General features: G+C 67.8%; 18 protein-coding genes. 1 reads left to right on the top strand and 17 read right to left on the bottom strand.

The features are described 5' to 3' along the window. Positions 1–68: 68 nt before the first annotated feature. The 3 genes from G6N67_RS34115 to G6N67_RS34125 are packed head-to-tail and all read right to left on the bottom strand — an operon-like array spanning position 69 to position 3,117. Positions 69–851, bottom strand: a complete 783-nt coding sequence (locus tag G6N67_RS34115; RefSeq protein ID WP_036439541.1) for a nitrilase-related carbon-nitrogen hydrolase — start codon at positions 849–851, stop codon at positions 69–71. Next, positions 848–2,215: an APC family permease gene (locus G6N67_RS34120; RefSeq protein ID WP_036440595.1), complete on the bottom strand. Its 1,368-nt coding sequence runs from the start codon at positions 2,213–2,215 to the stop codon at positions 848–850. The genes G6N67_RS34115 and G6N67_RS34120 overlap by 4 nt, the downstream gene beginning before the upstream one ends. 11 nt (positions 2,216–2,226) lie before the next feature. Further along, positions 2,227–3,117, bottom strand: coding sequence for a carbon-nitrogen hydrolase family protein (locus tag G6N67_RS34125; protein ID WP_081812774.1), 891 nt, complete (start codon positions 3,115–3,117; stop codon positions 2,227–2,229). A 102-nt stretch (positions 3,118–3,219) separates the two neighbouring features. On the opposite strand from G6N67_RS34125, the gene G6N67_RS34130 reads away from it, so the two are divergent. Beyond that, positions 3,220–3,981, top strand: coding sequence for a FadR/GntR family transcriptional regulator (locus G6N67_RS34130; protein WP_036439539.1), 762 nt, complete (start codon positions 3,220–3,222; stop codon positions 3,979–3,981). Here G6N67_RS34130 and G6N67_RS34135 read toward each other — a convergent pair. The 14 genes from G6N67_RS34135 to G6N67_RS34200 all read right to left on the bottom strand — a co-directional run bounded on the left by G6N67_RS34135 (position 3,978) and on the right by G6N67_RS34200 (position 18,995). Further along, complete coding sequence (locus G6N67_RS34135; protein WP_036439537.1) at positions 3,978–4,895, bottom strand: sulfite exporter TauE/SafE family protein; 918 nt, start codon at positions 4,893–4,895, stop codon at positions 3,978–3,980. The genes G6N67_RS34130 and G6N67_RS34135 overlap by 4 nt on opposite strands. A gap of 246 nt (positions 4,896–5,141) precedes the next feature. Next, a complete protein-coding gene (locus G6N67_RS34140; RefSeq protein ID WP_235750436.1) occupies positions 5,142–5,909 on the bottom strand; it encodes a sulfite exporter TauE/SafE family protein in 768 nt (255 codons plus the stop codon). Positions 5,910–5,997: 88 nt separating this feature from the next. Further along, a complete protein-coding gene (gene der / locus G6N67_RS34145) occupies positions 5,998–7,410 on the bottom strand; it encodes a ribosome biogenesis GTPase Der (protein ID WP_036439534.1) in 1,413 nt (470 codons plus the stop codon). Further along, positions 7,407–8,093: a (d)CMP kinase gene (gene cmk / locus G6N67_RS34150; RefSeq protein WP_036439533.1), complete on the bottom strand. Its 687-nt coding sequence runs from the start codon at positions 8,091–8,093 to the stop codon at positions 7,407–7,409. Before cmk ends, der begins: the two co-directional genes overlap by 4 nt. Further along, entirely contained in the window at positions 8,090–8,830 is a 741-nt protein-coding gene (locus G6N67_RS34155; RefSeq protein ID WP_036439532.1) for a pseudouridine synthase, read from the bottom strand. The genes cmk and G6N67_RS34155 overlap by 4 nt, the downstream gene beginning before the upstream one ends. Before the next feature lies 1 nt (position 8,831). Next, a complete protein-coding gene (scpB, locus tag G6N67_RS34160; protein WP_036439531.1) occupies positions 8,832–9,536 on the bottom strand; it encodes an SMC-Scp complex subunit ScpB in 705 nt (234 codons plus the stop codon). A gap of 8 nt (positions 9,537–9,544) precedes the next feature. Beyond that, positions 9,545–10,369 (bottom strand): segregation/condensation protein A, encoded by an 825-nt coding sequence (locus G6N67_RS34165; protein WP_051579214.1) that lies wholly within the window; start codon positions 10,367–10,369, stop codon positions 9,545–9,547. Between the two features lie 29 nt (positions 10,370–10,398). Then, the gene (locus G6N67_RS34170; protein ID WP_036439528.1) at positions 10,399–11,283 is read right to left on the bottom strand and encodes a ParA family protein; all 885 of its coding nucleotides are present in this window, start codon (positions 11,281–11,283) and stop codon (positions 10,399–10,401) included. Positions 11,284–11,387: 104 nt separating this feature from the next. After that, positions 11,388–13,676, bottom strand: coding sequence for an MMPL family transporter (locus G6N67_RS34175; RefSeq protein ID WP_036439526.1), 2,289 nt, complete (start codon positions 13,674–13,676; stop codon positions 11,388–11,390). After that, the gene (locus G6N67_RS34180) at positions 13,673–14,821 is read right to left on the bottom strand and encodes a flavin-containing monooxygenase (protein ID WP_036439524.1); all 1,149 of its coding nucleotides are present in this window, start codon (positions 14,819–14,821) and stop codon (positions 13,673–13,675) included. The genes G6N67_RS34175 and G6N67_RS34180 overlap by 4 nt, the downstream gene beginning before the upstream one ends. A gap of 10 nt (positions 14,822–14,831) precedes the next feature. Continuing rightward, positions 14,832–15,890 (bottom strand): pyridoxal phosphate-dependent aminotransferase, encoded by a 1,059-nt coding sequence (locus G6N67_RS34185; protein WP_036439522.1) that lies wholly within the window; start codon positions 15,888–15,890, stop codon positions 14,832–14,834. Next, entirely contained in the window at positions 15,887–17,683 is a 1,797-nt protein-coding gene (locus tag G6N67_RS34190) for a fatty acyl-AMP ligase (protein WP_036439520.1), read from the bottom strand. Before G6N67_RS34190 ends, G6N67_RS34185 begins: the two co-directional genes overlap by 4 nt. Then, positions 17,680–17,946 carry an acyl carrier protein gene (locus tag G6N67_RS34195; protein WP_036440592.1) on the bottom strand — a complete coding sequence of 89 codons (267 nt, stop codon included), beginning with the start codon at positions 17,944–17,946 and terminating at the stop codon, positions 17,680–17,682. The genes G6N67_RS34190 and G6N67_RS34195 overlap by 4 nt, the downstream gene beginning before the upstream one ends. A gap of 20 nt (positions 17,947–17,966) precedes the next feature. After that, entirely contained in the window at positions 17,967–18,995 is a 1,029-nt protein-coding gene (locus tag G6N67_RS34200; RefSeq protein ID WP_036439518.1) for a 3-oxoacyl-ACP synthase III family protein, read from the bottom strand.

Genomic DNA, 18,995 nt, shown 5'->3' on the forward strand with positions numbered 1-18,995 from the left:
CCGGATCTCTCCGGCAGCGGTCGAAAGCCTACCGCAGTCGGCCACTCTTTTCGTAATCGCCCCACCCGTCACACGTCGACGCTCAACGCGCGGGGATCGGCGGACCGCTGACGCTCGGTAAGAGAAGCCTCGAAATCCGCCGTGACCAGCGCCGGGCCCTCGCCCAACACAGCCAGCACGGTCCCGTCCGGCGCCACGGCCAGGCTGTGTCCGATCGAGATGGGCTCGGCCTGGGTGACCGCGGCGACGTGGCAGATGTTCTCGATCGCCCGGGCACCTGCGAGGGTCGACCACTGTGCGAGCTTGCCCGGGCCCGGCACCCAGGAGGACAGCACCGCCAGGATCGTCGCGCCTGCTCGTGCCTGGCGCCGGCTGATCTCGGGGAACCGGAGCTCGTAGCAGGTCTGCAACCCGAACACCGTCGAGCCGATGCGCACCACACACACCTCCGTGATGTCGCCTGCGCTGATGTACGACGATTCGCGGAACGCCCCGACGTCATAGAGCAGCGCCTTGCGGTGCCGGCCCACCAACACCCCAGAGCTGTCCCAGGCGGCCTGGGTGTTGAACGGCCGCGTGGCGTCGTCGGGATTGGCCTCCACCAGCCCGGTCACTACCGCGATGCCGAGCCGGGCCGCCAAAGCTGAGACAGCACACCCGAACGCCCCGTCCAACGGCTCGGCCACCGCCGCGAAAGTTCCGTCCACCACGGGCTTTTCGTACATCGCGTACTCGGGGAACAGCACCAGCTCGGCGCCCTGGGCCTGAGCGGCCGTGGCAGTGGAGACGATCTGCGCCAGGTTGGCGGTGACGTCGGTGCCCGAACCGATCTGCGCGAGCGTGACCTTCACGCCGCAGGTTCGGCGATCGACACCTCGTCGACGGCGATCTCCGGTGGCAGTTCCTTGAAGCCGCGGCTCGTGACGGCCAGCACCACGATCCCGATGCCGAGCCAGGACAGGCCCAGGACGATCGCCCGGCTGTCGAGCTGCATCAGCAGATACGACGTGATGATCGCGCCGATCGCGGGTGCCACGACGTAGAGCAGCGGGTTGTGTACCACGCCCGCGGCGCGCTGGCGGAAGTAGTGGACGATGACCGACAGGTTCACGAGGGTGAAGGCGACGAATGCGCCGAAGTTGATGAACGACGTCGACGTCGCCACATCGAGGAACACCGCCAGCAGACCCACCACGCCGACCATCACGAGGTTGGCCGCCGGGGTGCGGAACTTGGCGCTGAGCGTGCCGAACACCGACCGCGGCAGGGTGCCGTCGCGGCCCATCGCGAACAGCAACCGCGACGCCGAGGCCTGCGCGGCGATGCCGGAGGCGAACTGCGCCAGGATCAGGCCGGCCAGGAACACCGCGCCGAACAGGTTGCCGCCGATCAGCTTGGCGATCTCCAGTGCCGCCGACGACGAATCGGCGAATTCCCCACCGGGATGCACCAATTGGGTGGTGTAGGCGACGACGAGGAAGATCGAGCCGCCGATGAGTGCGATCAGCATGATGGCGCGCGGCATGTTCTTGCGCGGGTTGACGGCTTCCTCGGTGAACGTGGTCACGGCGTCGAAACCCAGGAAACAGTAGGCCGCAATGGCCGCCCCGGCCGTGACTCCCCCGAGGCTCGCGCCGATCCCGGTGAACGGGCTCGCGCTGACCAGCCCGCTGGCTCCGGCGTCGCGCAGCACCGACGCGACCGACAGCGCCACGAACAACACGATGACCAGCAGCTGGAACGCCATCAGCAGATAGTTGGCCTTGTCGGCGACCTTGATGCCGACGACGTTGAGCACCGTGGTGACGAGGATGAACCCGACCACCCACAGCCAGCCGGGCACCGCGGGGAACTGGGCCTGAAGGTACGCCGCCCCGATCAGCCAGATGACCATGGGCAGGAACAGGTAATCGAGCAGCACGGCCCACCCGGTGAGGAATCCGATGCGGGTGTCGATGGTGCGCCGGACGTAGGTGTAGGCCGAGCCCGACACGGGATAGGCGGCCGCCATCCGGCCGTAGCTGGACGCGGTGAACAGCATCGCCACCAAGGCGATCAGGTAGGCCGACGCGGACGCCCCGGCGGTCGCGGCAGCCACCACACCGAAGATGCCGAGCACGATCAACGGCGTCATGTACGCCAGACCGAACAGCACCAGTGAGCGCAGCCCAAGGGCTCGCACCAACGTCGGTTGCCCTGCGGATGGTTGTGTCATTGCGGTGCCTTTCAGTGGGCGCGGTGGTTCGACGGCGACCACCGCTGCGGATCGATGCGACCGTCGTAGAGCGGCAGCGGTACCGGGCGGTCGCTCGGCCCGAACTGGTCCCACATCCGGTTGGTTCCCGCGGTCCCGCGCTCGCGGACCGCGGCGACGGCACCGAAGTCGAGGTGTTGCAAGAACACGCCGGGTGTCTCGTCCGGACTTTCCTGCAGCACAGCGCCTTCCGGGTCGACGAGGATGCTGCGGCCCATGCCGACCGGGCCAGCGCAGTTGACGCTGACCGTGAACACCTGGTTCACAATCGAATTCGCCCGCGCCAGCACGAGTTCCTGGTACCGGTCCGGGGTCGTGGTCTTGACGACGTTGACGATCACCTCGGCACCCATCCAGGCCAGGTGCCGGCTGAGTTCCGGGAACCACGCGTCGTAGCAGATGGACAGCCCGAGCCGGCCGACATCAGGGATGTCGACGGTGACGAACGTGTCACCGGGAGTGAACTTTTCGAACGGCCGCCACGGGAAGATCTTGCGGTACGACGCCGCCAGCGCTCCGTCGGACGCGAAAACCGGTGCGGTGTTGAATAACTCGCCGTTCTCGCCGAGTTCCAGCACCGACCCTGGCACGAGCCACGCGTCGGCGGTGCGGGCCACCTCGCCGAGTGCCGCGATCAGCGGGCCGTCCAGCGGCTCGGCGGCCTTGGCCAGTGCCGCGGCGTCGTCGGTGCCGAACAGGTGGATCTCGGGATAGACGATCAGCGCGGGGCCGGCCACCGACTCGCGCACGCGCATGACGTCGGCCGCGAACTGCGCGACGGTGTCGTCCCGGCCGAACACCGGCAGGCCCGCGATGTCCAGGGGTGCTGCCTGAACGGCAGCGACGGTGATCGATCCGGGCACCGATGTACCTCCGTGGCGTTAATAGCTCAGGATGAGCGAATTGAGGCACGATATTAGTTCAGGATGAACAAATAAGGCAATAGTTCCCGTACCCTGAGTGCCATGACGTTGCAGGTCGGTGACGCGCATCCGGCATTGAGCGCACCCGCGGTCGCCGGCATCACGCGCCTCAGCGCCGCCGACACCGTGCGAGCCCGCCTCGAATTGGCCATGGAGTTGGAGCTCATGGCCGCCGGCGAGAAACTGCCCGCCGAGCCCGACATCGCCGAGGCCCTCGACGTCAGCGTCGCCACGGTCCGTCGGGCCCTGCAGTCGATGGCCGACGAGGGCCTCGTGGTCCGGCGGCGCGGGCGGGCCGGCGGCACGTTCGTCGCGCGCAGCGGGACGGGGGTGACGCCGGGGGCCGACCGTCCGTCCGCGACCTTCCGCGCCGACGCCGCCGAGGTGCACCGGCTGATCGACCTGCGCGCGCTGTCAGAAGATGCGCTCAGCGCCGCCGCAGCACACGCCGCCACCGACGAGGAACTCGACGGGCTCGCGGCGATCGTCGCGGAGGCGGCCGCGACCACCGACTGGACCAGCTACCACAACGCCGATCAGCGGTTTCATGAATCAGTGGCGGCGGCAAGCCATCTCGACTGGGCGATGAGCACGTACTGCGACGTCCTGCACGGGTTGTACCGGTATTTCATCCCGTACCCCATCAGCTATCTGCACAACGTGAACCTCGAGCACGCGCAATTGGTGGAGGCGCTGCGGCGGCGCGACAGCAGAGCGGCCTCCGAGATCGCGCGCAACCATGTGCTCACGCTGCACAAGACGATGTACGTGGGGCTGCCGCAGCCCGCGAATGACGCGGGTTAACTCTGCCGCTGGGGTTCGGCCACGACGTCGACCGCGGAATCGGCGACTTCGCGCGGCGCCCGGGAGATCCGCCAGGCGTGGAACACCAGGGCGGCCCACGCCACCACGATCACCGAGTAGATACCTGTCGACCACGGCCAGTGCACGCCGAAGAAGTGCACCAGTTTCTGGCTGTTGGTCAGCAGGATGACACCGCCGACAGCGGTCCCGAGCAGAGCCGGGTTGACCCGGCTGACCAGCCATGCGGCAACGGGCGCGGCGATCACCCCGCCGACCATGAGACCGAGCACAACGGGCCAGTTGTCCAGGAATTCCTGGCGCAGCCCGACCAGGAAGCCGAGCGACGCCGAAACCGAAACCAGGAACTCCGAGGCGCTCACCGAGCCGATCACGGTGCGCGGCGCCGTCTTTCCCTGAGACAGCAGGGTGCTGGTGGTCACGGGCCCCCAGCCGCCGCCACCCGATGCATCGATGAAACCGCCGAACAGGCCCAGCGGGGCCAGGAACTTCGCGCTGTGGCTGGTGCCGTGCTCGCCCAGGCTCAGCGGCGTTCCGAGCGAGAACCGAAGCAGGACATAGCATCCGATGCCCATCAGGATCGCCGCCATGAGCGGTGCCGCAGACTCGGTCGACAGCGAGGACAACACCGTGGCACCCACGAATGCGCCTGCCGCGCCCGGGATCCCGAGTTTGGCGACCATCGGCCAGTCGATGTTCTTGAACCGCCAGTGCGACACCGCCGACGCGAGCGTCGTCCCCACCTCGGCCAGGTGCACCGCCGCACTGGCCTGCGCCGAGGCCACCCCGCTGAGCACGAGCAGAGTCGAGGCGGTCACCCCGAAAGCCATCCCGAGTGCGCCGTCGACCAGTTGGGCTCCGACGCCGACGAGCGTGAAGATCAGTAGCGAACGCATGGGTTCGGCTGCTTTCGATTAATGGTCGCCGAGCGACCTGACGGACTGGCGGGCGCGGATCAGCTGCGCGCGCGACACCATTCGTCGAAAGCCATCAACCGCCGCGAAGGCCAGAACGGCTCGAGAGCAGCGAGGGCAGACGGTGCGGTGCGGTATGCACGTTCGGCCACCGGTTCGCCCCTCTCCCTCGTCGTTAGACAGACTGAGCAAGCTTACAAGAGCCCGGGCGGAACCCCGCCGACGGCCTCACACGGTCAACAACCGGTACAGCCCGATTAATCCGACCACCACGATCACGCCGCGCAGTGCGTTCGGCGACAGCCGCCTGCCGTAGTGCGCGCCCAGGAATCCGCCGATCAGGGATCCGACCGCGATCAGGCCTGCCGCGAGCCAGCTGATCCGGTCGAACGCGACGATGGTGTAGGCGACCGCGGCAACGATGTTGACCAGCAGCGACAGCAGATTCTTGGCGGCGTTCATGCGCTGCATCGACTCCGGCAGCAGCGCACCCATCACCGCGACCAGCAGGATGCCCTGCGCAGCGGTGAAGTAGCCGCCGTAGACACCGACCGCGAACGTGCCGAGCACCAACACCGCCATCCGGCGCGAGCTCACGTGATCTGCCGACTTGCCGGATTCTTCGGCGCGTCGGCGAGCCCACGCCTGGATCCGCGGACCGATCACCACCAGGATCAGCGCCAGGATCAGCAGGACCGGCACGACGGCGACGAACACCTTTTCCGGCAGGTGCAGCAGCAGCCACGACCCCAGCCCGGCCCCGATCAGCGAGCCGGGGATCTGCCAGCGCAGCCGATCCCACTGGCCGCGCAGCTCGCGGCGGTAACCCCAGGTGCCCGACACCCCACCCGCGACCAGTCCGACGGCGTTGGACATCGTCGCCGTCACGGGTGGATAACCCAGGGCCACGAGGGTGGGAAACGTGATCAGTGTGCCCGAGCCGACTACCGCGTTGATCGCTCCCGCTCCGACGCCGGCCAATGCGATCAAGATCATGTGGGTGACGGACACTCGGGCCACCCTATCGCGCCGACCTGTGTGCGTTCAGCCGCGGTGACCGCCGCCGAGCGCACACAACTCACAGCTACCGCTTGGCGGAGCGCTTCTCCCGCACCCGCACGTTGATCCGGATCGGGCTGCCTTCGAAGCCGAACGTCTCCCGCAGCCGCCGCTCCAGGAACCGCCGGTAGCCGGCCTCCAGGAACCCGGTGGTGAACAACACGAAGGTCGGCGGCCGCGACGCGGCCTGGGTCGCGAACAGGATCCGGGGTTGCTTGCCACCGCGCACCGGCGGTGGTGTCGCGGCCACGACCTCTTTGAGGAACGTGTTGAGCCTGCCGGTCGGGATCCGGGTGTCCCACGACGTCAGCGCGGTTTCCAGCGCGGGCACCAGCTTCTGCACCGCACGGCCGGTCTTGGCCGAGATGTTGACCCGCGGCGCCCACTGCACCTGGGCCAGCTCCAGGTCGATCTCGCGCCCCAGCACGTAGCGGCGGTCCTCGTCGACCAAATCCCATTTGTTGAACACCAGCACCAGTGCGCGGCCTGCCTCGATCACCATCGACAGCACCCGCTGGTCCTGCTCGGTCAGCGGCTGGGACGCATCGATCAGCACCATCACCACTTCGGCGGCGTCGATCGCGCCGTGCGTGCGCACCGAGGCGTAGAACTCGTGCCCGCTGGCCTGCCCGACCTTCCGGCGCAGACCCGCGGTGTCGACGAAACGCCAAGTCTTGCCGCCCAGTTCGATCAAAGAGTCGACGGGGTCCACGGTGGTTCCCGCCACGTCATGCACCACCGACCGCTCGTCGCCGGCCAACCGGTTGAGCAGCGAGCTCTTGCCCACGTTGGGTTTGCCGACCAGCGCGACGCGGCGCGGTCCCCCGCCGCCTGCCCCGGCCACCTCTGACACCTCGGGCAGTTTCGCGATCACCTGGTCCAGCAGATCGGCGACACCGCGGCCGTGCATGGCGCTGATGGGGTGTGGCTCCCCGACGCCGAGCGACCACAGTGCCGCGGCGTCGGCCTCACCACGTTCGGTGTCAACCTTGTTGGCGGCCAGGAAGACCGGCTTGCCCGACTTGCGCAGGAGCCGCGCGGCAGCCTCGTCGGCCGACGTGGCGCCGACAACGGCGTCGACCACCAGGATGATGGCGTCGGCGCTCCGCATCGCCACGGTCGCCTGATCGGCGACGAGTTGTTGCAGTCCCTTGGCGTCGGGCTCCCACCCACCGGTGTCCTGCACGATGAAGCGGCGCCCCAGCCAGTTGGCGTCATAGGACACCCGGTCCCGGGTGACACCGGGCACGTCCTGCACGACGGCCTCGCGGCGCCCGAGGATGCGGTTGACCAACGTCGACTTGCCGACGTTGGGCCGGCCGACCACGGCGAGCACCGGCGGCGGGGACGTGACCTCCTCGATGGCCTCCGCGACGGCTTCGCCGATCTCCCAGTCGCTCTCGTCGGACCAGGTGCCGTCGGATTCGGTTGTGCTCATCGGCGGGCCCCGGCGTGTGTGGTGACCAATTCCAAAAGGTGTGTCACCACTTGGGTTTCGGCCATGTCGCTGGTGTCGACCACCAGGGCGTCGTCGGCCGCGCGCAGCGGCGACACCGCGCGGGTCGAGTCGAGATGGTCGCGGCGCTGTACGTCGGCCAGCACGGCCGGGTAGTCGTCGGGCAGCCCGCTCGCGATGTTCTGCGCGTTGCGGCGCCGGGCCCGCTCCTCGGCGGACGCGGTGAGGAAGATCTTCACGTCGGCGTCGCGCAGCACCACGGTGCCGATGTCGCGTCCCTCAACGACGACGCGACCGCCCTCGGCGGCCAGGGTGCGCTGCAACTCGACCAGCCGTTCCCGCACCGCGGGCACGGCCGAGACCGCCGACACCGCGCGGGTCACCTCGTCTCCGCGGATCTCGGCTGAAACGTCTTCGCCGCCAAGGTAGGCGCGGTCCACGTCGGGATCCGATCCCACCCCGACCTCGGCATCGGCGGCCACCCGGTCGATCGCATCAGGATCGGACAGGTCGGCATTCGCGCGCAGCACCGCGAGCGTCACGATGCGGTACATCGCGCCGGTGTCGAGGTAGCGCGCACCCAGCGCACGCGCCAAACCCCTCGACACCGAAGACTTTCCGGTGCCGGCCGGGCCGTCCACCGCTACTACAAGAGATCCGCTCACAACCCCACCGCCTGATACAGCTCGCCGACTTCTTTGCGGCTGAGCACTCGGATGCTGCCGGGCCGCTGATCACCCAGCGACACCGTGCCGATATCGGTGCGCACCAGCTCCTGCACCGGGAAATCCACCGCGGCGAGCATGCGCCGCACGATACGGTTGCGGCCCTCGTGCAGCGTGACCCGCACCAGCGTCTTGCCCGGCACCGTGTCCACCACCGCGAAATCGTCCACGTGCGCGGGCCCGTCGTCCAATTCGATTCCGGCACGCAGTTTCTTGCCCAACCCGCGCGGAACGGTTCCGATCACCGTCGCCACATACGTTTTGGGCACCTCGTAGGACGGGTGCATGAGCCGGTGTGCCAACTCACCGTCGTTGGTCAACAGCAGCAACCCCTCGGTGTCGGCGTCGAGCCGTCCGACGTGAAACAGCTTCTTGTTGCCGCGGACCCGGTGCTCGACCAGATCGCCCACACATGGGCGGCCCCGGTCGTCGGACATCGTGGAGTGCATCCCGCGCGGCTTGTTGATCGCCAGATACACCAGGGTGTCGTCGAGCACGATGCGCGCGCCGTCAACCCGGATCTGCGAGACATCGGGATCCACGCGTGTGCCGAGTTCGGTGACGATCTTGCCGTCGACCTCCACCCGGCCGTCGAGGATCATCCGCTCGGCGACCCGCCGGGACGCAATTCCCGCTTGCGACAACACTTTCTGCAGCCGCACACCTTGGTCAACCATGTCAGTCCTTGTCCACATCGAAGGACGCCTGGGCTTGCGCGCTGGGTGTCCCTCCGTTGAGTTTCGCGAAACGCGGTTCGTCGCCGAGGGATTCGCTGAGGTCGTCGATCACGTCGACGTCGGGCAGCAGCGGTGCGATGTCTGGCAGATCGGTCAGCGACGACAACCCCAGCCGCTCCAGGAACAGCTCGGTGGTCGCGAATGCTGCCGCACCGCTGTCGGGATCGGTGCCTGCCTCGGTGATCAACCCACGTGCCAGCAGCGTGCGCATCACCGCGTCGACGTTCACCCCGCGTACCGCGCTGACCCGCGCGCGGGTCACCGGCTGGCGGTAGGCCACCACGGCGAGCGTCTCCAGGGCCGCGCGCGTCAGCTTCGAGCGGGCCCCGTCGAGCAGCAGCCGCTCCACATACGGCGCGTACCGGGCACGCGTGTACATGCGCCAGCCACCGCCGGCTTCCCGCAGGTCGATCCCGCTGTCCCGGGCAGCCAGTTCGTCGGCCATCAGCCGCAACTTGGCGATGATGCGGTAGGCCGGTTGTTCGGTGGCGCTGGCCAGCGCGTCGACCGTCACCGGGGTGTCGACCACCAGCAACAACGCCTCGAGCACCGCGCCCAGTTCATCGTCGTCGAGCTCAGGAACGGTCGCGACGTCCACGTCCAGGTCCGCGCCCAGGTCGACCTCGTCGCGATTCTCGTCAGTCATGGTTCTCGCTATTCTTCCGCGTCGGCGGTGGCCAGGTGTTCGCTGGTCGGCCGATCCCCGGTCCACGAAACCTGGAGCACACCAAGCGGTTCTGATTGCTCGAATGTTACCGCCCTGGCCCGGAACAGCTCCAACAGCGCCAGGAAGCGTCCGACGATCTCGATTCCGGACGAGCAGTCCGCCACCAGTTCGGTGAAGCTCGCCCATTCCCCGATACCGCGCCGTTCGAGCAGATCCAGCAGCCGCTGAGCCTGTTCGGGCACCGACACCTTGGGGGCATGGATGTGGTCGATGCCGACGGTCGGCACGGGGCGCGGCGTGAAGGCCGCCGCGGCGATCTCGGAGAACTTCACGGCATCCACCCCGAGCATCACCTCGGGCAGCAAATCGGAATAGCGGTCCTCCAGCGACACCGCCCGCGGGTAGCTGCGGAGCGCGGCCGCTTCGAGTTCGGCGAACATCTCGGCGACGTGTTTGATGGCGCGGTACTGCAGCAACCGCGCGAACAACAGGTCGCGGACCTCCAGCAGCGCCAGATCCTCCTCGTCGTGCACCTCGCCTGCGGGCAGCAGGCGCGCGGCCTTGAGGTCCAGCAGCGTGGCCGCGATCACCAGGAACGCCGTGGTCTCGTCGAGTTCGAGCTGCGCGCCGATCTGTTTGGTGTAGGCGATGAAATCGTCGGTCACCTGGTGCAACGCAACCTCCGTCACGTCGAGCCGGTGCGCGAAGATCAGCTGCAACAGCAGGTCGAACGGGCCTTCGAAGTTGTTCAGCCGGACTTGGAAGCGGTTCTGCTGGCCACCATCGGTGACCTCCTCCGATACGGCGGGCACGGCCGCGGCATCGGTACCGGGGACATCGTTCACGCGCCGAACCGGTAGATGACTTCCCGCGCCAACGAACGGTAGGCCACGGCACCGCCGGATTTGGGTGCCCACGTGGTGATCGGCTCACCGGCGACGCTGGTCTCCGGGAACCGGACGGTACGGGTGATGACGGTGTCGAACACCAGGTCACCGAAGCGCTCGACGACGCGGGCCATCACCTCACGGGCGTTGACGGTGCGCGGGTCGTAGCGCGTGACCAGGATGCCGCTGATGGACAGCTTCGGGTTGAGCCGATCGTGCACCTTGTCGACGGTGTCGGTGAGCAGCGCCAGGCCGCGCAGCGAGAAGTACTCGCACTCGGTGGGGATGATGACCCCGTCCGCGCACGCCAGGCCGTTGACGGTGAGCAGCCCGAGCGACGGCTGGCAGTCGATCAGCACGTAGTCGTAGCGGTCCAGCACGGGATACAACGCCCGGGCCAGCGACTGCTCGCGGCCCACCTCGTTGACCAGCTGGATCTCGGCGGCCGACAGGTCGATGTTGCTCGGCACCAGGTCAAGGCCGCTGACCCGGGTCTTGATCAGCACCTGGTCGATCGACACCCGGGGCTCGACCAGCAGGTTGTGCACGGTGTTGTCGAGTTCGTAGTGCGGCACCCCGAGGCCCGCCGACAGCGCGCCCTGCGGGTCGAGGTCCACCAGCAGCACGCGACGGCCGTACTCGGCGAGGCTCGCGCCGAGATTGATGGTCGACGTGGTCTTGCCGACCCCGCCCTTCTGGTTGCACATCGCGATCACCTTGGCCGGGCCGTGGCTGGTCCGGGGTGGCGGTTCGGGGATGGATCGTGGTGGCCGACCGGTCAGGCCGAGTTCGGGCTGCGCGTCGGGCTCGTGCCAGAGGTGTCCGCCGTCATGGGTCATGTGTGACCACCGCTGGTCAGGCAACCCGAAGTCATGGCGAACATCCGGGCAAGTTTAACGTTGCCCGGCTGCCAGGACCGGCAGACCCGCGGAGCAACGTGCAGCTATGCACCGACAGAGGTGGCCGGCTTCGGCGCATCCGGCATGCGGTGGCGTCCGAGCGCGGGCTCGTCGTGAGGCGCCTCGGTGATACCGAACCGGCTGTGCAGCCGGGCCAGCGGCTTGGGCGCCCACCAGTTGGCCTGGCCCATCACGTGCATGAAGGCCGGGACCAGCACGAGCCGCACCAGGGTGGCATCCACGAGGACCGCGATGGTCAGGCCCACCCCGAACATCCGCATGAACGACACCTGCGCCGCGATGAGCGCCGCGAACGAAATCGACATGATCAGCGCGGCGGCCGTGATGACGCGGCCGGTATGGGCCAGGCCCAGCGCGACGGCTTCGTCGTTGCGGACGCGCGGCGTGGTCTCTTCGGAGCCGAGCCAGTACTCGCGGATACGGGTCAGCAGGAACACCTCGTAGTCCATCGACAGGCCGAACGCGATGCAGCCGAACAGCACGGGCAACGTCACGGCGAGGGTTCCGGTCGCCGTGGTACCCAGCGCGCCGAGGTGACCGTCCTGGAAGATCCACACCAGAGCCCCGAACGCGGCGCTGAGCGACAGCACGTTGAGCACCAACGTCTTCAACGGCAGCACGACGCTGCCCGTCATCAGGAACAGCAGCACGAACGTCGTGACGCAGATGATCGTCAGCACCCGCGGGAAGACCGCGAGCACCGCGTCGACGATGTCGGTGTTGATCTGGGCCGTACCGGTCAGCCAGACCGTCGTGCCGTGCGGTGCGGGCACCGCGTGGATGCGCTCGAGCTGGGTCCGTGACGCGTCGGTGAACAGCGGCGCGGTGCTGGACACCGTGAAGAACGCACTGCCCTCCTTGATCGCGGTGGGCGCCGAGGGTGGCCCGGTCTGCTTGCCCGCGACGAAGGTGCCTGCCGGTGACGACACCCACGGCACATCCGGGACTTCCGACAATCGCGCCGAGTAGTCGGCCAGCTCGGCAGGTGTGACGTTCGCGACGTCGGGGAGCACCAGCGTGATGTTGGTGACGGAGTCGGTCGGGAAGCCGGTGCGCAACTCGTCGCCCACCTGGTGCGCCGAAGCTGTCGTCGGCAGTACCCGGTCATCCGGGAAACCCCACCGCACGCCGAGGAACGGCGCTCCGAGCAGAAGCAGCAGCGCGATCACCGCCAACCCGACCGGGATCGCATACCGCATCACCGCTTTGGTGCTGCGGTACCAGAACGCGTGCTCGATGGGTTTCCGAGCCGGTGCGGGCCGGCGCAACACCCGCCGCACCAACCGACGCACATCGAACGAATCGAGAGAGTCGCCGAGCAGCGCGATGGCAGCGGGGGTGACGACGAGTGCGGCGCCCGCCGCGAATGCGACGACCGCGACACCGGCGTAGGCGAACGACTTCAGGAAGAACATCGGGAACAACGCCATCGGCAGCATCGCGAGGCCCACGATCACGGCCGAGAAACACACCGTGCGCCCCGCGGCGGCCATCGTGCGCATCAGCGCCTCGTCGCGTGGACGGTCCTGGTCCAACTCGTCGTGGTATCGGCGCAGGATCAGCAGCGTGTAGTCGATGGCCAGCGCGAGCCCCATCGCGACGGCCAGGTTGAGCGCGAAGATCGACACGTCGGTCACCATCGAGATCGCGCGCAGCACGGCCATGGCCCCGAAGATCGCCATGGCCCCGACCGCCATGGGCAGCGCCGCGGCGAACACGCCTCCGAACACCCAGACCAGCACCACGAAACTCAGTGGCATCGCGAACGATTCCATCAGCAGGAGATCGCTCTCGGTCTGCTCGTTGATCTGCGCGTTGACCGTCGCCGCGCCGCCGGCCCGCACCACCACGCCGTCGCGGTCGTGTACGAGACGGCGGGTCAACTCGGCCGCATAGTTCGGCGACTCGGTCTCGCCGCCGTGCAAGCCTGCCACGATCAGGCCCGTGCGGCCGTCGGTGCTGGTGAGCTCGTTGGCCGCCGAAGGGGCGACGTTCCAGGCGGATTCGACGTTCGCGACATACGGGGACTGCTCGAGCTGACCGACGATGTCGGTCGCCACAGCGCGGGCCGCGCCGGCCTGGATGCCCTGCGGCGAGCTGACCGTGATCAGGAACTGATCGTCGGGCCTGCCGAACTTGTCGGTGAGCATCTTCGACGCCAGGGCCGATTCCGAACCGGGATCGCGAAAGCCGCCGCCCGACAAGTGCTTTGCCACCGGGATCCCGAACACCGCGCAGCCGACCATCACCATCAGCGCAACCGTGATGACCCGGCGAGGCGCTGCCATCGCCAGCGCGGTGAGCCACCTCATGGGGTCAGGGACGGGGCGCGGTCGAGCTCGTCGGCGATGCGTTTCGCAACATGGACCGACTGTTTGGCGACGAACGAGATGAGCCCGGGCCGGGACAGGAAGCCCACGAACCGCAATCCCGGTGCGGCCACGGTCTCGCCGGTGACCCGCGGCAACCCCGTGTCGTCGAGCACGCCGAGATGACCCACCACGGGTTCCAGGCCCCGGACGTAACCCGTCGCGCAGATCACCACTTCGGGTTCGAGCGTCTGGCCGTCGATGAGGTGCACAGTGTCGCCCGTGAACTTCTCGATGGTCGGCACCACAACGAACTTGCGGGCCCGGATCGCGTGGACCACTTCGCGATCCACGATCACGGGCGCCCGGCCGAGCCGCTTGCCCCTGGCGAACACGCCCTCGTCCGGTCGCGGCAAACCGTAGGCCGACAGATCACCGACGTCAACGCGCTGGGCCACTTTGGAGATGCTGTCCGCCAGCCACAGCGGCGCGTCGTACAGCGGCGACGCGATGTAGTCGGACGGGAAACCCCCGGGCAGAGCCCGCAGCATGATGTGCGGGGGCGTGCGCACCGCCAACCACGCCTGCGCCGCGCCACCGGTGGCGACGTCATGCACGATCTCCATCGCCGACGAGCCGGCGCCGACCACCAGGACGCGCTTGCCGACGAACGGCGCGGGATTGCGGTACTTCGCGGAGTGGAGCACCTGGCCGGTGTAGTCCACCATGCCAGGCCACTGCGGAATTCGCGGCGTGTGTTCGTATCCGGTGGCCACTACGACCTGGCGCGCGGTGATGTCACCGGACGATGTGGCCAGCAGCCAGCCTTCGGCGTCCTTGTCGATACGCGCCACACACGTGCTGAGCATCAGTTCGATCCCGGCCTCGTGCGCGTGATGATCGAGATGCGCGACCACCTGGTCGCGGGTCGGGAAGACCGCCGTTCCCTCGGGGTACGGCCGGTTCGGCATGTGCGAGGTCCGCCGCCCGGTGTTGAGTTTCAGCCGGTCGTACCTCGCCCGCCAGGACGAGCCGACGTGGTCGGCCCGATCGATCAGCAACGGGCGTAACCCCGCGTCGCTCAGGCTCAACGCCGCAGCGACACCGGACGGCCCGGCCCCCACCACCACAACCTGATAGTCGCGCACGACTCCCCTCCTAAAGCTTGTTCCGCAGTGCGGTCAGCACCGCACCGGTCGACGACCGGCCGCCGATCGTGATGCGCACACCTCCGTCGAAGTAGTGCTTGACCCGCACGCCCGCGTGGTCGAACACCTGCCGCCAGCACACCCCGGCCGCCGGCAGGTAGATGAAGTTGGCGTGCGCCTCGGTGCTTTCGATGCCCATTGCCCGCAACCGCATCTGCAGGTTGCGCCGCTCCGCGGTGATCAACCTGATTCGGTGCCGCAGTTGGGATTCCGCCTGGTACGACGCGGCAACCGCGACCAGGCTCGTGGTGCTCATGCCGAACGGCAACTGCATGGCCCACAGCTTGTCGGCGAGGTCACGGGAACCGAACGCATACCCGATGCGCAACCCGGCCAGCCCGTAGGCCTTCGAGAACGTCCGCATCACCACGAGATTCGGGAACCGGCGCACCAGGCTGACCGCGTCCATCCGATGCCCGGGGCAGACGAACTCCACGTAGGCCTCGTCGATCAACACCACGGTGTCGCTGGGCACACGGTTGAGGAATTCCTCGATGGCCGCAGGCGATTCCACCGTTCCCGTCGGGTTGTGCGGCCGGCAGATGGCGACCACCCGCGCGTCGACCGCGGCGTCGGCCATCGCGCGCAGGTCGTGGTGTCCCAGCGGATCCAGCGGCACTTTGATCGGCGAGATCCGAACCATGTCCGACACGATCGGATAGCCCTCGAACGTCGGGTCCGCGATCACGATGCGATTGCCAGGATCGGTGATGGCGTGCAACACCTGCAGCATCACCCCTGTTGCCCCCGGACCGAGGATCACCTGTTCGTCAGGCAGGCCGATGTGGTCCGCGATCAGATGCCGCAGCGTCTCCGGCATGAACTCGGGATAGCGGTTGGCCGCGTCGATCGACTCGATCAGCGCGGCCCGGACCGCAGGCAGCGGGCGGAACGGATTCTCGTTGAGCGACAGCGCCATCGGGTCGACCGCGGTAGGCAACATCGTAACTGGAGGCTGCAGCGGGGACTTGACGAAGCGCTGCGGCCGCGATTCTGCGACAACGGTCATGACACCCTCCCACCCATGGCTGGATCAGCCGACGGCTTGCCGGCGGTCATCCGGGAATACGTGGCCTTTGCGTGCGACAACTGCCCTTTGGCCGCGTGCAACATCAACCTCATGGCCGACACGCGCTCCGGCGGCGTGAGCGTGCCTGCCAGCCATTGCGCACGCGATTCCCGCCTGCGCAGCTTTCCGCTCGAGGTGCGCGGGAGCGTTCCCGGCGCGAGCAATTCGACATGTGCCGCCAGGATGCCGGTGTGCTCCCAGACCCGTTTGGTGATGTCGCTGATCAGACTGTCCGACGCCTCGGGCGTGGTTTCGACGAGCAGCGCCAGCGCCTCTTCGTCCTCACCGTCTGGTACGAACCCCACCGCCACCGCGCAACCGGTACGGACCCCGACCAGACCGTCGAGTGCGGCCTCGAAGTCCTGCGGCGCATGGTTGGCACCCCGGATGATGATGGCGTCCTTGTTGCGGCCACAGATGAATAGCTCCCTGTCGTGGACGAATCCGAGATCCCCGGTGTCCAGCCAGCCGTCGTGCAGTGCCTGATCGGTCAGGTCGGGTCTGCCGAAGTATCCCGCCATCACACTCGGTCCGCGGACGAAAATGGTGCCCGCGCGATCCTCACCCACGGGTTGCGACAGCTCGTCGCGGATCTCGATGTCGACCCCCGCCAGCGGACGGCCCACGCTCACGAGTTCTTTGAGCCCCGGCGTGACAGTGCCCGCAGACGCGAGTGTGTCCACGTCGACCGCAAGGGTTTTGAACATGGTCCGCGGTGGTTTGAACGCGATGGCCAGTGACGCCTCAGCCATGCCGTAGCACGGGGTGAAGGCAAACTGGTCGAAGCCCCACCGTTCGAACCGTTCGCTGAACCGGCGCTGGACGTCGGCACCGACAGCCTCCGCGCCGTTGAAGCAGACACTCCACGACGACAGGTCCACGCCGTCGAGCTCCTCGTCGCGAATCCGGTTGACGCACAGATTGAAGGCGAAGTTGGGGCCCGCCGAATAGGTGCCGTGGTAGCGGGAGATGGCGCGTAGCCACGCCGCGGGCCTCGCGACGAACAGCTCGGGCGGCAGCAGTACGAGCGGGACGTCGATGTAGAACGACGCGAGCAGGTTCCCGATCAAACCCATGTCGTGATAGAGCGGCAGCCAGCTGACGCCCACCTCGCGGACCGGGTTCTCCTCCGCGAGGCGGCTCGAGATCGTCGCGAGGTTGGACAGCAGATTCCTGTGGGTCAGGGCGACCGGCTTGGGATCGTGTGTCGTTCCCGAGGAGAACTGGATCAACGCAATGTCGTCGGGAGCCAATGTGCGCTGGGCCGCATCCGTTCCATCGAGGTCGGACGCGGTCACGCAGCCCAGCCGTGGCGCCGCGCTCTGCACCGCGACGCCGAGGAAGCGCCGGATGCGCTCGTTGGTCACGACGAGGACGGCGTCGACCGCCTTGAGCATCGCGGCGGTCCTGCGGTGATATTCGTCCAGCTTCCCCAGCCGCACCGGCGGGTACAGCGGTACCGGGATGGCTCCTGCGTACATGACCCCGAAGAAGCACTCGACGAACTCCGGACAGGTGGGCAGCACCAGCGCGACCCGATCGCCCTTGCGCACACCGCGATTCATGAGTTCCGCGGCGATCGCCAGGCCGCGCTCACGCACGTCGGCTTTCGGCACTTCCCGATCCGTCTCGTCGGCGTCGACGAAGTGCAGACTCAGATCGGTGCGCGCGGCCGCCGCGAGTGCCTCGGTGAGCGTCTCGTACTTCGGACGAATCGCAGGTGCGCCCTTCACGATTGCGCCTCGATGCGCTGCACCACGAGCCGGGCGAGATCGCCTACGGTGCGCAGATCGTCGGCGTCGTCGGCATCCAGTTCGATGCCCCAGCGCCCCTCGATCCGCAGCACCAGCGACATCACGCGGAGCGAATCCAGCCCGCCGTCCAACAGCGACGAGTCGGCGCTGAGGTTCGCGATCGGCTTCTCGGCCCTGATCAGCTCGATGATCTCCTGGGTCACGGCAGCCAAGGTCGGGGCCTGCTCTGTCGGGAACGTCATGGCGACCCTCTCGTCGTTTGTCATTGCGGCCGACCGCCCCATTGGATCGCGGCCGCGCCTGCGAAATCGCCGGCGTGGGCAAAGCCCGCCATCATCACGACGTCGCCGGTGTCGATCTGGCCGTCGTCGATCGCCGCCTCCAGGTTCGCGGGTATCCCCACGGCGAAGAGGTTTCCGCACCGCCCGAATGTGTCACGGTGCCGCTCGCGCGGAAGTTCAAGTGCCTCGGCCCAGTTGCGCAGCAACAGCCGGTTGGGCTGATTGGTGACCAGCAGGTCGAGGTCGGTCGGTTTGACCCCGATGCGTTCGCACACCGCGTGCACGACCTGCGGCACCTGCCGGTTGCCCCGCGAGAGCACCTTCATGATCTTGGCCTCGTTGAACCCGACGTAGCCCTGCCCGGGTCCGGCCTCCCACCATTTGCGCGGCGGGTCGGTGTCCAGGGTCATGTCGCGCGCGTTCTCGCCGAAGAAGCGGCATTCGATGTCGAGTACCGGGGACCGGTCCGACAGCGTGACCAGCCCGACAGCCGCGCCGTCGCCGGGCACCGACGCCTGCGCGAGCTTGCGCACCTGATCTTGCTCGAAGATCTTGCCCGCGGCGTTCACCGCGACCGCGATCATCGCGGTCCGGCCTGCTCCCGACCACAACAGTTGGCGAGCCAGGTTGATCATGTACACGAAGGCCGCACAGCCGCCGTTGTGCACGTCGACGATCCACCGCGGCTTCATGCCGAGCCGGGCCGCGGTCTCCCCGCCCGCTCCGACGATCGGCAGATCCGGCATCTGGGAGTGCGTCAACAGGATGTCCACGTCGTCGAGTACGCCGCGCCCGTGACGTGCCACGAGACCGTCGGTGGCGCGCACGATCATGTCGACGTTGGACTCGTCGACGGCCGAGTGATGGCGATACTCGGGCGGCGCGAACATCGGGCTGTCCCGAAGCCCGTCGTCCTCGGCATACTGCGCGTACCACTCTGCGGGAACGCGGTTTTCGGGCAGATAGGTCGAGACGTCGAGCAAGCTGACGGCCTCGTCTTTGCTTCTCAT

This window comes from Mycolicibacterium mageritense (assembly GCF_010727475.1).
GTDB lineage: Bacteria > Actinomycetota > Actinomycetes > Mycobacteriales > Mycobacteriaceae > Mycobacterium > Mycobacterium mageritense.

Coding starts and splice junctions, on each gene's coding strand:
- G6N67_RS34135 (WP_036439537.1), bottom strand. CDS start 4,895: ATGCGTTCGCTACTGATCTTCACGCTCGTCGGCGTCGGAGCCCAACTG.
- G6N67_RS34170 (WP_036439528.1), bottom strand. CDS start 11,283: ATGACCCATGACGGCGGACACCTCTGGCACGAGCCCGACGCGCAGCCC.
- G6N67_RS34175 (WP_036439526.1), bottom strand. CDS start 13,676: ATGAGGTGGCTCACCGCGCTGGCGATGGCAGCGCCTCGCCGGGTCATC.
- G6N67_RS34130 (WP_036439539.1), top strand. CDS start 3,220: ATGACGTTGCAGGTCGGTGACGCGCATCCGGCATTGAGCGCACCCGCG.
- der (WP_036439534.1), bottom strand. CDS start 7,410: ATGAGCACAACCGAATCCGACGGCACCTGGTCCGACGAGAGCGACTGG.
- G6N67_RS34140 (WP_235750436.1), bottom strand. CDS start 5,909: ATGATCTTGATCGCATTGGCCGGCGTCGGAGCGGGAGCGATCAACGCG.
- G6N67_RS34155 (WP_036439532.1), bottom strand. CDS start 8,830: ATGGTTGACCAAGGTGTGCGGCTGCAGAAAGTGTTGTCGCAAGCGGGA.
- scpB (WP_036439531.1), bottom strand. CDS start 9,536: ATGACTGACGAGAATCGCGACGAGGTCGACCTGGGCGCGGACCTGGAC.
- G6N67_RS34185 (WP_036439522.1), bottom strand. CDS start 15,890: ATGACCGTTGTCGCAGAATCGCGGCCGCAGCGCTTCGTCAAGTCCCCG.
- G6N67_RS34200 (WP_036439518.1), bottom strand. CDS start 18,995: ATGAGAAGCAAAGACGAGGCCGTCAGCTTGCTCGACGTCTCGACCTAT.
- G6N67_RS34195 (WP_036440592.1), bottom strand. CDS start 17,946: ATGACGTTCCCGACAGAGCAGGCCCCGACCTTGGCTGCCGTGACCCAG.
- G6N67_RS34120 (WP_036440595.1), bottom strand. CDS start 2,215: ATGACACAACCATCCGCAGGGCAACCGACGTTGGTGCGAGCCCTTGGG.